10 protein-coding genes are annotated in these 14,101 nt (G+C 36.3%); all 10 read left to right on the top strand.

Translation table 11 applies throughout. The annotated features are described in order from the left end of the window. Positions 1-3: 3 nt before the first annotated feature. The 10 genes from HCN53_RS10900 to HCN53_RS10855 all read left to right on the top strand — a co-directional run bounded on the left by HCN53_RS10900 (position 4) and on the right by HCN53_RS10855 (position 14,101). Positions 4-1,161: a homogentisate 1,2-dioxygenase gene (locus HCN53_RS10900; protein ID WP_167342964.1), complete on the top strand. Its 1,158-nt coding sequence runs from the start codon at positions 4-6 to the stop codon at positions 1,159-1,161. Between the two features lie 38 nt (positions 1,162-1,199). After that, a complete protein-coding gene (locus tag HCN53_RS10895) occupies positions 1,200-1,814 on the top strand; it encodes a CCC motif membrane protein (RefSeq protein WP_167342963.1) in 615 nt (204 codons plus the stop codon). A 93-nt stretch (positions 1,815-1,907) separates the two neighbouring features. Continuing rightward, on the top strand, positions 1,908-3,071 hold the full coding sequence (hppD, locus tag HCN53_RS10890) for a 4-hydroxyphenylpyruvate dioxygenase (protein WP_167342962.1): 1,164 nt from the start codon (positions 1,908-1,910) through the stop codon (positions 3,069-3,071). 53 nt (positions 3,072-3,124) lie between these two features. Further along, complete coding sequence (locus HCN53_RS10885) at positions 3,125-3,919, top strand: DUF3108 domain-containing protein (RefSeq protein ID WP_167342961.1); 795 nt, start codon at positions 3,125-3,127, stop codon at positions 3,917-3,919. 90 nt (positions 3,920-4,009) lie between these two features. Further along, positions 4,010-5,008, top strand: a complete 999-nt coding sequence (locus HCN53_RS10880; protein ID WP_060523266.1) for a tryptophan 2,3-dioxygenase family protein — start codon at positions 4,010-4,012, stop codon at positions 5,006-5,008. Positions 5,009-5,011: 3 nt separating this feature from the next. Continuing rightward, a complete protein-coding gene (locus tag HCN53_RS10875; RefSeq protein WP_060523267.1) occupies positions 5,012-6,256 on the top strand; it encodes a M23 family metallopeptidase in 1,245 nt (414 codons plus the stop codon). A gap of 14 nt (positions 6,257-6,270) precedes the next feature. Next, complete coding sequence (pgi, locus tag HCN53_RS10870; RefSeq protein WP_206063924.1) at positions 6,271-7,899, top strand: glucose-6-phosphate isomerase; 1,629 nt, start codon at positions 6,271-6,273, stop codon at positions 7,897-7,899. A gap of 123 nt (positions 7,900-8,022) precedes the next feature. Continuing rightward, on the top strand, positions 8,023-11,334 hold the full coding sequence (locus HCN53_RS10865) for a carboxypeptidase regulatory-like domain-containing protein (RefSeq protein ID WP_167342960.1): 3,312 nt from the start codon (positions 8,023-8,025) through the stop codon (positions 11,332-11,334). A gap of 90 nt (positions 11,335-11,424) precedes the next feature. Then, entirely contained in the window at positions 11,425-11,862 is a 438-nt protein-coding gene (locus HCN53_RS10860) for a hypothetical protein (RefSeq protein ID WP_167342959.1), read from the top strand. Positions 11,863-12,046: 184 nt separating this feature from the next. After that, positions 12,047-14,101, top strand: coding sequence for a YCF48-related protein (locus HCN53_RS10855; RefSeq protein WP_167342958.1), 2,055 nt, complete (start codon positions 12,047-12,049; stop codon positions 14,099-14,101).

The raw sequence follows: 14,101 nt of genomic DNA, 5'->3' as shown, positions 1-14,101 counted from the left end.
CGCATGCCCTTTTATCACAAACTAGGAAAAATTCCACCTAAAAGACACACTATTTTTAGGAAAGAAAATGGTGAATTATATTACGAACAATTGTTTGGAACTATTGGATTTGATGGAATGTCAACAAATTCATATCACGTTTACCGCCCGACAATGGTGAAAGAAATTTCGGGTCAATATTCTGTAAAGCCAGAAATAGCAATTCCCAATAATATGAAAAGCTATCGTTTTAGAGGATTTGAAGTGACACCCGAGTTAGATTATCTAGATTCTAGGAAGATTGTATTAACAAATAGCGATTGTAACATTACACTTGCTTCACCGCAAAACAAAACTCAGGACTATTTTTATAAGAATACCGATGCTGATGAACTCCTATTCATTCATAAGGGATCTGGGAAATTGCGTACTCATTTAGGAAATTTGGATTTTAAATACGGTGATTACTTGCTAATTCCAAGAGGGATTATTTACAAAATTGATTTTGATACCACTGACAACAGGTTGTTTATTGTTGAAAGTCGAAGACCTATTTATACCCCAAAACGATATAGAAATTGGTTTGGACAATTATTAGAACATTCTCCTTTTTGTGAAAGAGACCTTAGACAACCACAGGAGCTAGAAACTCATGATGAAAAAGGTGAGTTTTTAATTAAAGTGCGCAAGCAAGATGAGATTTTTGATATGGTGTATGCATCCCATCCATTTGACGTTGTAGGATACGATGGTTATAATTATCCGTACGCCTTTTCAATACATGATTTTGAACCGATCACTGGACGTATTCATCAACCACCACCAGTTCATCAAACCTTTGAAACTGATGCATTTGTTGTATGCAGCTTTGTTCCTAGATTATACGATTATCACCCGCAAAGTATTCCTGCACCGTACAATCACAGTAACATCGATAGTGACGAAGTACTATATTATGTAGATGGTGATTTTATGAGTAGGAACGATATTGCTCCTGGGCACATAAGCTTGCATCCTGCTGGAATTCCACACGGACCACATCCAGGTGCTGCCGAGCGCAGTATAGGGCAAACGGTTACAGAAGAACTCGCAGTTATGGTAGATACCTTTGCACCATTGCAAGTAACTAAGGAAGCAATGAAAGTTGCAGATGAGAGTTATCACAAAAGTTGGTTAGAATAACCGACTATATTTGTCTATAATTTAAATAAACCTTTACATTGGAAAATAATAACGACTCGCAGAATCCTTTTGGAAATCAACAATCATCAGCTGGTTACGAAAGTACACCTACACATCATCAACAATCCTATTCTGATGGAGGATTTGATAATAGGATACAACAATCTGTCCCTGGTGATCCTGCAGCACTTGTTATTGGGATAATTTCTATTGTCTTTTTCTTTATTTCATGTTGCTTATACGGTATAGGAGCACCATTATCTTTAATAGGTGGAATTATAGGTTTAGTGATAGCCAATAAAGGAGTAAGAGCCTATAAGTCGGATCCTAGATCCTATTCACAATCATCATATAAATCAGTTAATGCAGGGAAAATCATTAATATAATTACCATTGCAATATCTGGAATAACCACTCTTATCATCATCTTATTTGTTGCTATTATAGGTCTTTCTTTAAGTGAACTTGCCGATGGAGATTTTAGTAATTTTGGACAAGAGTATGAATATGAAAAGGAAGAAACTATAGAAGATGATTGGTATTATTATGAGGAAGATATTGACACATTAGATCAAAAAGTAGACTCTTTAAATACAGAAGGAATAATTGAGATAGAAGAGTTAATTGAAGAAGAAAATGAGCAAGAACAATAACAGTAAATTAGAATGTGCTGCACACATGAGAGCCATGTGGTAATTATTTTTTTAACAGCCGCAATTAAAAATTAATTATCAAAAAACAAAATCATGCCAGCAGAAATAAAAAATCTAAAAGACTTAAAAAACACAGAATACTCGCTCAAAAAATTATTTAAAGAAGCAGAAGATTTTCTACCTCTATTAGGGACAGACTATGTAGAACTATATGTAGGTAATGCAAAACAAAGTGCACACTTCTATAAAACAGCCTTTGGTTTCCAATCAGAAGCCTATGCAGGACTTGAAACGGGTTTAAAAGACCGCGTTTCATATGTACTTAAACAAGATAAAATACGACTAGTTCTTACATCACCACTACAGAAAGACGGACCAATCAACGACCACGTAAACTTACACGGTGACGGTGTTAAAGTAGTGGCTTTATGGGTAGAAGATTCTCGTAAAGCTTTTGAAGAAACAACCAAAAGAGGTGCAAAACCCTACCTAGAACCTACTGTTGAAAGCGACGAACATGGTGAGGTAGTGAGGTCTGGAATCTATACTTATGGTGAGACCGTTCATATATTCGTCGAACGTAAAAATTACAATGGCGTTTTCTTACCAGGATTTGAAAAGTGGGAATCACACTACAATCCAGAACCAGTTGGACTTAAATTTATTGATCACATGGTCGGTAACGTAGGTTGGGACCAAATGAATACATGGTGTAAATTTTACGGAGAAGTAATGGGCTTTGCTCAAATCATATCTTTTGCCGATGATGATATCTCTACCGAATTCACTGCTCTCATGAGTAAAGTTATGAGCAATGGTAATGGTCGTATAAAGTTCCCTATTAATGAACCAGCAGAAGGAAAGAAAAAATCTCAAATTGAGGAGTATCTAGACTTCTATAACGGTCCTGGTGTACAGCACATTGCAGTCGCAACGGACGATATTGTTGCAACTGTAAGCGCTATGAGAGATCGTGGAGTAGAGTTCCTTTACGTACCAGACACGTACTATGATGATATTTTAGAGAGAGTAGGTGATATAGATGAAGACGTTGAACTCCTTAAAAAACATGGAATTCTTATTGATCGAGACGAAGAAGGATACCTTTTACAACTATTTACAAAAACAGTTGTAGACAGACCAACCATGTTTATAGAAGTAATACAACGTAAGGGTGCACAGTCTTTCGGAGTTGGTAATTTTAAAGCCTTATTTGAAGCTATAGAAAGAGAACAAGCAAGAAGAGGAACCTTATAACAAAATGGTATAACCTTTGTAATACATCATGTGAAACGATTAATCCATAAATCATGAGACATATTCTTTCTTTATCATTAGTAGTTGTTTTGTTTTTGAGTACCGCCTTTAGTAGTGCTACCTATAACAATTCTCTACAACAAACATTTCAAGAAGGAGAATGGTTTAAGTTTAGAATTCACTACGGTATTTTCAATGCAAGTTATGCAGAACTAGAGGTCATTGACAGTCAACTTGAAGGTAAGGATGTTTACCATATTAAAGGACATGGTAGATCAACGGGACTACTAGATCTCTTTTTTACGGTAGACGATCATTACGAATCTTATATTGACAAAAACGAGGTTAAACCCTATAGATTCATAAGAGACATCAATGAAGGTGGTTATAAAAAGGACATTGTAATAGATTTTGATCACGAAAAAAATGAAGCACTAGTTCACGATAAAAAACGTAACACAAAAAGTACCGAAAAAATAAAACCTGGCACACAGGATATGGTGAGCGCCTTCTATCATTTACGAGATCAAATAGACACTAAAACTCTTAAAAAAGGCGACGAATTTATTTTACCCATGTTCTTTGACAAGGAGAATTATGACTTTAAACTGAAGTTTTTAAAACGCACCACAGTAAAAACTAAATTTGGTAAAGTTCCTGCTTTAAAATTCAAACCTTACGTTCAATCTGGTCGTGTTTTTAAAGAACAAGAAAGCCTTACCGTATGGATATCTGATGATGAAAATAAAATTCCACTACGCATTAAAGCAAAGTTGGCTGTAGGTTCACTAACCGCAGATTTAGAAGCTTTCAAAGGATTAAAACACAGTTTTAAAATTATCCCATAATTAGTTAAAACTAATTAACACTTAAGCCGTATAAACATTGAACAGTTTATACGGCTTTGTTATTTTTGTAAATCCACCAAGATTCAATCTATGTCACAAGAAATTAGTCCAGAAATCGCAAAGCGTATCGAACTTCTTCAGGAGAAGTTCAAGAATTCTGGACAGGATATGTTATCCTACCTCGATGGTTTGTTATACGACCAGTACATTACTTACTGGGATTACATAAGACTAGACACACTTTTGAGCCTACAAGTTCCTGCTACACATTTTCCCGATGAAATGATATTTATCGGTTATCATCAAATAACTGAACTGTATTTTAAGCTTATCATTCACGAGCAGAAACAAATTATAGAAAATGAGCAGTTAACAGGTGCTTTTTTTGCTGAAAAGGCAAAGCGAATTAATCGTTACTTCACAGTCTTGATCAATTCATTTGATGTGATGGTACGAGGAATGGAACGTGAGCAGTTTTTAAAATTCCGTATGTCGCTACTTCCTGCAAGCGGTTTCCAAAGCGCTCAATTTAGAATGATTGAATTTTACAGCACTGATCTTATCAACCTGGTCCATCCTACCGTGCGTGATAACTATCGCAATAAAGATAATGTGCAGGATTACGCTTTCGCGAAAGCAGAATCAGTAACAAATCAAGAACTATACGAAAACATCTATTGGAAAAAAGGCGGTATTGACATGCATACCGGTGAAAAAACACTTACCTTAAAACAGTTTGAAAAAAGATATACCCCACGTTTTTTAAGAATCGCAGGTGAAGTTCAAAATACTAATTTAAACCAGCAATTTTTACAATTACCAGATGAAGAAAAAACAGAGGACCTTATAGAGGCCTTGCGCATGCTAGATCAAAATGCAAATATCAACTGGTTACTCATGCACATGGGTGCAGCGCACAGGTATTTACGCAAAGAAGGACAAGCTGTTCAAGCAACTGGTGGTACAAACTGGAAACAGTTCTTACCGCCTAGTTTTCAGAAAATTAGTTTCTTCCCATCGTTATGGACACAGCAAGAACACGACGAATGGGGTAAGCAATGGGTTACACACGCACTTAACACAAAATAATACATGAAAAAGTATCTTATAGGTTGTTTATCTGTTTTATTACTATTTATTTCTTGTGACAAGAAAAAACAAAAGCAAATACCTGTTAATCAAATAACACCAGTAGCGCCAAAACCGATAATGAAATATGGGTTTAACCTTACTGATTTTGAAGTAGTGGAAGACACTGTAAAGTCAGGTGACACCTTTGGTGATCTATTAGACGATTATTTAGTTGAAGGTCAAAGTACCTTTAAAGCAGCCCAAGAATTTAATGAAGTATTTGACGTGCGTCGTATACAAACCGGCAAACCATTTAAAATTTTAAGAAAAAAAGACAGTATAGGAACTCCTGCCGCCTTTGTGTACGAGCCTACTAGACTAGACTATGTAGTTGTAGAATTGACCGATAGTCTTAATGCTTATCGAGACAAACACCCTATTTCATTCAAACGTAAAACCGCTAGTGGAGTAATAACCTCTACACTTTCAGAAGCAATGGAAGAAGAAGGTTTAGGATTGAGTGCAATCTATGAATTATCTGATATTTATAGATGGTCCATCGATTTCTTTAGATTACAAAAAGGCGATCGTTTTAAAATGATTTATAACGAACGTTACATAAACGACAGCATTTTTGCAGGTATTGAATCTATAGAAGCAGCGGTGTTTGAAACTGATGGCAATCCTTACTATGCTTTTGATTACCAAACTGATTCCATAGCAAACATTCATGATTATTACGACGAGACTGGTAAAACATTGCGCAGTTTCTTCTTAAAAGCACCGGTAAATTACACCCGAATTTCTAGTAGATTCACAAAACGTAGATTTCATCCAGTACAAAAGCGATGGAAAGCACACAAGGGAACAGATTATGCAGCACCGCGAGGCACACCTATCGTTGCAACCGCAAATGGTGTCGTTACTAAATCCAGCTACACACGAGGTAACGGTAATTACGTAAAAATTAAGCACAATGGCACCTACTCAACTCAATACCTACACATGACCAAGCGTAAAGTAAAGGTAGGTCAACGAGTTAAACAAGGTCAGGTAATAGGTACTGTAGGTAGTACCGGTCTTGCAACAGGTCCACACGTATGTTATCGTTTTTGGGTAAACGGCGTACAAGTTGACCCTTACAAACAAAAACTACCTGCTGCTGACCCATTACCAAAAGAAAAAATTAATAACTACCTAGAGTTCATCGCCCCATTAAAGGAGGAAATAGATCAGCTAGCTTTTAAAAATGACGACATTTTATAACAGCCGCCATTATTATGAAAAACATCAATCCTACTCAAACTGAAGCTTGGAAAAAGCTAGAAGAACATTATAATAACAACCAAGGTTTAAACCTGAAACAGGCTTTTAAAGACAACAGCAATAGAGCTCAAGAATTCACCACTATTTTTGAAGATTTCTATGTTGACTTTTCAAAAAACTTATGGGATTCAACTACAAAAGATCTATTAGTTCAACTTGCTCGTGAAACTCATCTAGAGGCAGCCATAGAAGCGTATTTTTCTGGTAAGCCTATTAACGCAACTGAAGGAAGGTCAGTCCTTCACACTGCTCTACGAGCACAACAAGCTCATGAAGGAGCACAACATTTCGTGGACGCTGCTGTTACAAGCAAACAGAAAATGTTTGAATTTGTAGACAAAGTAATAAGCGGCGAATTTAAAACTGCTAGTGGAGCAGCTTTTGATACTGTTGTGAATATAGGAATAGGTGGTAGCGATCTAGGGCCAGTAATGATTACTGAGGCTTTACAAGCCTATAAGAATCACCTCAATCTTCATTTTGTTTCTAATGTTGAAGGTGATCACGTAGAAGAAGTTTTAAAAACGATTAATCCTGGTACCACACTCTTTGTAATAGTTTCAAAATCCTTTGGAACTCAGGAAACCTTATCCAATGCCACTACTATACGTAATTGGTTTACACAACAAGTGAATCAAGATGCTGTAGGAACACATTTTATAGCAGTAAGCAGTAATGTAAATAGAGCTGTAGATTTCGGTATAGAGGAAGAAAATATTTTTCCAATGTTTGATTGGGTAGGTGGTAGATTTTCTTTGTGGAGCACGGTAGGAATGAGTATAGCATTGAGTGTGGGCACTCACAACTTCCAACAACTACTTGATGGAGCAACACAAATGGATGATCATTTTAAAACAGCTTCATTTGAAAATAACATACCTGTTCAATTAGCTTTATTAACTATTTGGTACAACAACTTTTATAAGGCTCAAAGCGAGGCAGTAATTCCATACACTCAATATTTACATCGATTACCAGCCTACCTACAACAGGCTATAATGGAAAGTAATGGTAAAACTATAGATCGTAACGGTTCTAGAGTGAATTATGAAACTGGTAATATCGTTTGGGGAGAACCTGGAACAAATTCTCAACACGCCTTTTTCCAACTTATTCATCAAGGATCAAAACTGATTCCTGCTCATTTTATCGCTTTCGCGAAAGCGAAATACCAACATCAAGATCATCACAACAAGCTTATGGCAAACTTTATTGCTCAAACAGAAGCATTAATGAATGGTAAGACAAAAGAAGAAGCCTTTGACGATCTAATAACTGCAGGAAAAAACCAAGACGAGATAGAATTTCTATTACCATACAAAGTTTTTGAAGGGAACAAACCTACTACTACCCTACTTATAGATGAGCTTACACCAGCTAGCCTAGGCAAATTAATAGCGATGTATGAACACAAAATCTTTACAGAAGGTGTTATATGGAATATTTATAGCTATGACCAATGGGGTGTAGAATTAGGAAAAGTTCTAGCTGATGCTGTTTTACAAGACATAGAGAACGTCTCGACTGGCCAGCACGATGCTAGTACACAACAAATCTTGAGTAGATTTTACCAATTGCGATAACATAATTAATTAGAACCAGAAAAAATAAGTGTTAAAAAGTGTAATTTAATGTTAGCTTAATATTGGAAAGGGATTTAGTACGGACATTTGCAAAAATTTTAACTCAAGCTAATTCATACCCAAATGAAGAAACAATTACAATTTTTAGCAACGCTAGCAATGTTTTTTGTTGCGCTAGTGGCCACTGCTCAGGTTACAACCTCGAGTATTAATGGTCGAGTTCTAGAAGCTGGTGACGAACCACTTTTAGGCGCTACAATCGTTGCTGTGCACGGACCTACAGGTACAAACTACGGTTCTGCTACAGACATCAATGGTTACTACCGCATAACAAACATGCGTGTAGGTGGTCCTTACACCATTACTTTCTCTTATGTTGGAAAGAAGGATGAAGTTTTTGAAAATATTTTCCTACAGTTAGGTGAATCAGAAACTTTTAATGTAACCTTATCTGATGAGGCTAATGCTCTTGACGAAGTTGTTATTAAAGCAACACGTGATGGTATTTTTGATTCAAACAATACAGGTCCAGAGACAAACATCTCTACTCGTGAAATCAACACGTTACCTACAGTAACTCGTGGTATTGATGACATTTTGAGAAAAACTCCACAAGCACAAGTAACAGAAGGTGGCGCTATCTCAATTGCTGGTCAAAACAATCGTTACAACTCTATCTTTATTGATGGTGCCGTTAACAACGACGTTTTTGGTCTTGCAGGTACAGGTACTAATGGTGGACAAATTGGTATCAATCCAATTTCTCTAGATGCTATTGAATCATTCCAAGTAAACATTGCTCCTTTTGACGTAAGACAATCAGGTTTTACTGGTGGTGCTATCAATGCAATTACTCGTTCTGGTACTAATAACTGGGAAGGTAGTGCTTACTGGTTTAATAGAAATGAAAAACTTGCAGGTAAAACACCTCAAGCGGTTATCGATGAAATAGACGATAGAAACGGTAGTGACCCAGCTCCAGATAGAGAAAGATTAGATGAATTCTCTACTAACCTTTACGGTTTTAGAGTAGGTGGTCCTATAATCAAGAACAAACTTTTCATGTTTGTTAATGCAGAAATTGAAAGAGAAGAAACTCCTAGACCTTTTGATTTTAACCAATATGTAGGTGATGCAAGAAATGCTGCAGGTGACACTAACTTACCAGCAGACCCAACAAGGATTAACAACTTAAGAGATAACCTAATAAACTTATTTGGTTACAATCCTGGTAGTTATGAAAACACGAACAGAACATTAGATACCGATAGATTTACTATTCGTTTAGATTACAACGTTAATGATAAGAATACTCTTGTACTTAAGCACAACTACGTACGTGGTGAGTCTACTTCACCAAGTACAAGTAGCGCTACTTCTATCAACTTTGCTAACGCAGGTGTTTTCTTCCCTTCTGAAACTAATTTCACAACTTTGGAGTGGAACAGTCAAATCAACAATAAATTATCTAACAATTTAATTGCTAGTTACACTACTGTAAGAGATGACCGTGACCCAATAGGTGGTGCATTCCCTAGAGTTAGCATCAATGACGGTGCAGGTAGCATTACATTTGGTTCTGAAGCTTTCTCTACAGGAAACATTCTTGATCAAGACGTATTCACTATCACAAATAACTTCCAAATTGCTGCCGGTGCTCACAACATTACTTTAGGTGGTAACTTTGAATCCTATGATATACGTAACGTATTCATTCGTCAAAATTTTGGACAGTATAGATTTAATTCCTTAGCTGATTTTGAATCTTATTTTGACAATGATCCTTCAAACGACGTTGCTCCTACTGATTACGACTACTCTTATTCTTTACTAGATCCAGCAGGAACAACAGGAGACGATGCGACAGCAGCGGCTGCACAATTCAACTACTCTCAGTTAGGTCTTTATGCTCAGGATGAGTGGAAATTAACTAAGGACTTTAAATTATCCTACGGTGTAAGAGTTGATGTACCATTCTTTGAAGAAGGTACTGCAAACGATGACTTCAACACAAGAACAGTTGCTTTATTAGAAGCGGCTGGTAAAGATCTTCAAGGTGCTAGAGTTGGTAAGAAAATAAAAAGTCAAATTCATGTTTCTCCACGTTTAGGATTTAACTGGGATGCTTTTGGTGACAAAACAACTCAAGTACGTGGTGGATTAGGAATCTTTACTTCACGTATCCCATTAGTATGGCCAGGTGGTGCTTACAACAACAATGGTATCTCTGTAGGTGGAGTTAATGAGAATGACTTTGATTCAGGAACATTATTCTTTGAAGCAGATCCATTTAATCAACCTATTGGAAACGGTCCAGCCCCAGGTAGTGGTACAATCGGTGGACAAATCGATTTATTTGCACCAGACTTTAAATTACCTCAGGTAGCTAAATACAGTCTAGGTGTTGACCAAAAATTAGGTGTATGGGGATTAATTGCTAGTGCAGATTTCCTTTACAATGAAACAATCAACAATGTACTTTACCAAAACTTAAACATTGGTGAACCAGTAGGTACCCTTAACGGTGCAGATACTCGTCCACTTTGGAATGACAGTCAGCGTATAGATAGTGAGTATTCTCGTATTATCTTAGGAACAAATACAAATGAAGGTTGGTCATACAACGCATCATTCGTATTAACAAAGCCATTTGACAATGGATTCTCTGGACAGATCGCTTATACATACGGACAAGGTAAATCTATCTTTGAAGGTACTTCTTCACAAAACAGTTCTCAATGGAGAAACGTAGTTACTGTAAACGGTAAAAACCGTGCAACTATTGGAAACTCACAGTTTGCATTAGGTCACAGAATTACTGCAAACGCTTCTTACCAAATGGAATGGAGTGAAAACTTTGCTACTACAGTAAGTTTATTCTATAACGGTCAACAAGGTGGTACTTTAAGTTACATCTATGACGAAGGAGCTGATCTTTTGAACGACGACTCTAGTGATAATGCTTTATTCTATATTCCTAGAAACCAGAGCGAGATTAACCTAGTAGATGCAAACGGTGTATCGGCTGCAGATCAATGGGCTGCTCTTGATGCATTCATTGAAGGTAATGATTACCTAAGAGAAAGAAGAGGACAATATGCAGAGCGTAATGGTGACCGTGGACCATGGAACCACATTGTAGACTTAAAAGTTCTTCAAGACTTTAAATTAGACTTTGGTGGTAAAAAGCACACTTTCCAAGCTTCATTAGACATCTTCAACTTCTTCAACTTCTTAAACAAAGATTGGGGTGTTCAAAAGAGAATCACAGGAAGCTTTGGTGAAGTTGAAATCGTAGAAACTGAAAGAGGTGGACCAGACCCAGAATTCTCATTTGATCCTGATTTTGCAGAAGGATTTGAGCAAATTGACGATGCTGGAATACGTTCTTCAAGATGGCAAGCTCAAATAGGACTTAGATACATCTTTAACTAAGAACTATTAAATAAATTGTTTTACAATAACCCTATCTAGAGAGATAGGGTTATTTTTTTGCCTTATTTTTGATTTCAAATTAAGAGATCTATGTACAATATTATTCAACATGCACATTCCGGTTGGGCTTATCTATTACTTTTAGTATTAGGTATCGCAACGATCAATTCACTAATCGGTTGGTTAGGAAAAAAAGAATTTGGAAATAAAGATTTCAGTCTGGCATTAGTAGGGTTAATTGTAACTCATATTCAATTACTTCTGGGGATTGTTCTTTGGATAGTTTCTCCATATTCCAGCATGCTTTTTAATAACACAAGTGAAGTGATGGGCAACAGTGGCCTGCGATTACTAGCCCTAGAACATCCTTTAATGATGATAATAGGTGTTACACTTTTAACCATCGGTTATTCAAAACACAAGAAAAAAGTTATAAGCAGTGGCAAGTTCAAAATGCTAGGTATATTTTACACCTTGGCGTTTGTTGTTATTCTTAGTCGTCTGCCATGGAGTCAATGGTTAGCCTAGAAGATAACCTCTATAATATAAGCCAGGTCTTTTTGATCTGGCTTTTTTTGTTTCTACGCTTTCGCGAAAGCGTAAAATCAAATATCATAATCAAACTGAAAATCACTCGCTACCTCAATCATCTAATTACCTTAAGTTCAAACAGTAACCCTTTGAATAGACTCTTTGTAATATCTTTGTTGCTATGAGAACAGCGCTTTTATCATTTATTGTTTTATTAACTACAACAACATTTCGAGCTCAACAACCAGATTGGATATTTAGAACTCCTATAAAAAACATTTCTGAAATTACGGAAGTTGAAGTATCACCAGATGGTAGTATATTCTTGTTTGATGAAGTCAATCTTCTTAACCGTATGTATATAAGTGAAAACGATGGTAATACTTATAGACTAGAAGGTAATGGACAAGGTTTTGATCTACAGGTCTTGCGTAATGATCTCGCTTACATAGTAAATAGAAATCGAGTTATAAAATCAAATGATAAATTTAGAAGTACTATCAATTATAATCTACCCAGCAGCGGATTTTCTACTTTATATTTTCTGAATGAGAATGAAGGCTATGTTGCTGGTGGTAATGGTAAACTTATCAAAACTATCGATGGTGGTAGTAATTGGACTACTCTTAATGTAGGAACAACTGAAACGATAAGAGACATTCACTTTATTGATAGTAATACCGGATTTGTAGTGGGCGACGACATCACCTTTTATAGAACCGACGATGGCGGTACCACATGGACTAGTATAGCATTACCTATTCAAAATTTTTGGACCCTAACTAAAATTGATTTTAGAGATTCTCTCAATGGGATAGTTATCGCATCAGGCGGTTTTATTTTTTATACTAACGATGCAGGGCTAACCTGGAACCAATCTACATCTGGAACTAACGAGCGACTTAATGACCTGGTTTTTCATAATAATACCTATTACGTTGTGGGCAACGATGGTAATATATTAAGTTCAAATGATCAGGGCCTTTCATGGAGCCTACAAGATATAGGACGAGATGATTTTTTAAGCATTGATGCCAGCGCAACTAAATTATATATTGGATTAGAAGGAGCTGTACTAGAATCTATAGATGGAACTACATGGAACAGTCATTTAAATGATTTTATACCGAGCTCACTAGAACAAGCCTCATTTGGTAATAATGCTACAGGATTAGTAGTAGGTCTAGGTAATAATGGTAGTGCGGTATTTAGGGATGTTATGTATCGTACTACAGATTATGGCGTAACATGGGACCGCAAGACAGTTTCTGGCGGCTATAATGCTGTTCACCTAAAGCCTAATGGTGAGGCACTAACTACACGTGGAAATATAAGTCGAGTAAGTTATTCTGATGATTATGGTGACACCTGGATTAACATAACGGGACCTAATATTACCCAACAGTTTATTGCAAAAGACGTTTGGTTAAAATCTAGAGATGACTTTTTTGTGGTAGGTGGTAACTTCTTTGCAAGCGATGGAATTTATCGTTACCAAACTGGTTCTGGATGGAGCCATATCATAACTACAGGTAATACTGAATACATCGTTTTCCTCGATGATTTGATAGGTATTGCGACTAATACCAGTAATCAAGCTTTTAAGACAATTGATGGTGGTGCATCCTGGAATCCTATCAATTACACAGGTGGGAATTTTGAAGGAATACAATTGATTGATGCAAACACATTTTACATAGGTCAACAAGTTTCTTATGATGGCGGACAAACCTTTCAGTACAATAATTTCCCAGGATTTATAGGTACCTTCAAATTCTTTACTCCATCTTACGGAATAGGAATTACAACCTCAACTGGAGATTTATATCTCACAACAGATGCAGGTACCACCTGGCAACTGTTACTGAATACGATTGAGGATGGTGCTGGAAATTACTTTATCACAGAAGAAATGATTTATGGTTTTGGATCTAATAGCGACATTGTTACATTAGATATAAGCGGTTTATTAAACTATGAAAATGCACCAAACACGCGATCTCAAATCGAACTTTACCCAAATCCCGCAAGTGACCAGATTAATATAGTGTGTTTAAATAACACTATAAACAGACTAGAAATCTACAACCTACAAGGTAAGCTTGTGAAAAATTGCAAGCTTGGTCCAGATCAATTGAACAACATATCCATTCAAGAATTAGGAAAAGGCGTTTATTTTTTCAGATTATTGAACGATCAACAGGTAATTGAAATACATAAATTGATAAAGAAATAA

It is taken from the genome of Nonlabens sp. SY33080 (assembly GCF_011784885.1).
GTDB classification, from domain to species: domain Bacteria; phylum Bacteroidota; class Bacteroidia; order Flavobacteriales; family Flavobacteriaceae; genus Nonlabens; species Nonlabens tegetincola.
Note: the sequence above shows the minus strand (reverse complement) of the source record. Positions and strands in the feature narration are given on the sequence as shown.

Bases quoted from the DNA above. Each gene is read 5' to 3' on its own strand.
- HCN53_RS10900 (WP_167342964.1), top strand. From the start codon at position 4: ATGCCCTTTTATCACAAACTAGGAAAAATTCCACCTAAAAGACACACT.
- hppD (WP_167342962.1), top strand. From the start codon at position 1,908: ATGCCAGCAGAAATAAAAAATCTAAAAGACTTAAAAAACACAGAATAC.
- HCN53_RS10885 (WP_167342961.1), top strand. From the start codon at position 3,125: ATGAGACATATTCTTTCTTTATCATTAGTAGTTGTTTTGTTTTTGAGT.
- HCN53_RS10880 (WP_060523266.1), top strand. From the start codon at position 4,010: ATGTCACAAGAAATTAGTCCAGAAATCGCAAAGCGTATCGAACTTCTT.
- HCN53_RS10875 (WP_060523267.1), top strand. From the start codon at position 5,012: ATGAAAAAGTATCTTATAGGTTGTTTATCTGTTTTATTACTATTTATT.
- pgi (WP_206063924.1), top strand. From the start codon at position 6,271: ATGAAAAACATCAATCCTACTCAAACTGAAGCTTGGAAAAAGCTAGAA.
- HCN53_RS10865 (WP_167342960.1), top strand. From the start codon at position 8,023: ATGAAGAAACAATTACAATTTTTAGCAACGCTAGCAATGTTTTTTGTT.
- HCN53_RS10860 (WP_167342959.1), top strand. From the start codon at position 11,425: ATGTACAATATTATTCAACATGCACATTCCGGTTGGGCTTATCTATTA.
- HCN53_RS10855 (WP_167342958.1), top strand. From the start codon at position 12,047: ATGAGAACAGCGCTTTTATCATTTATTGTTTTATTAACTACAACAACA.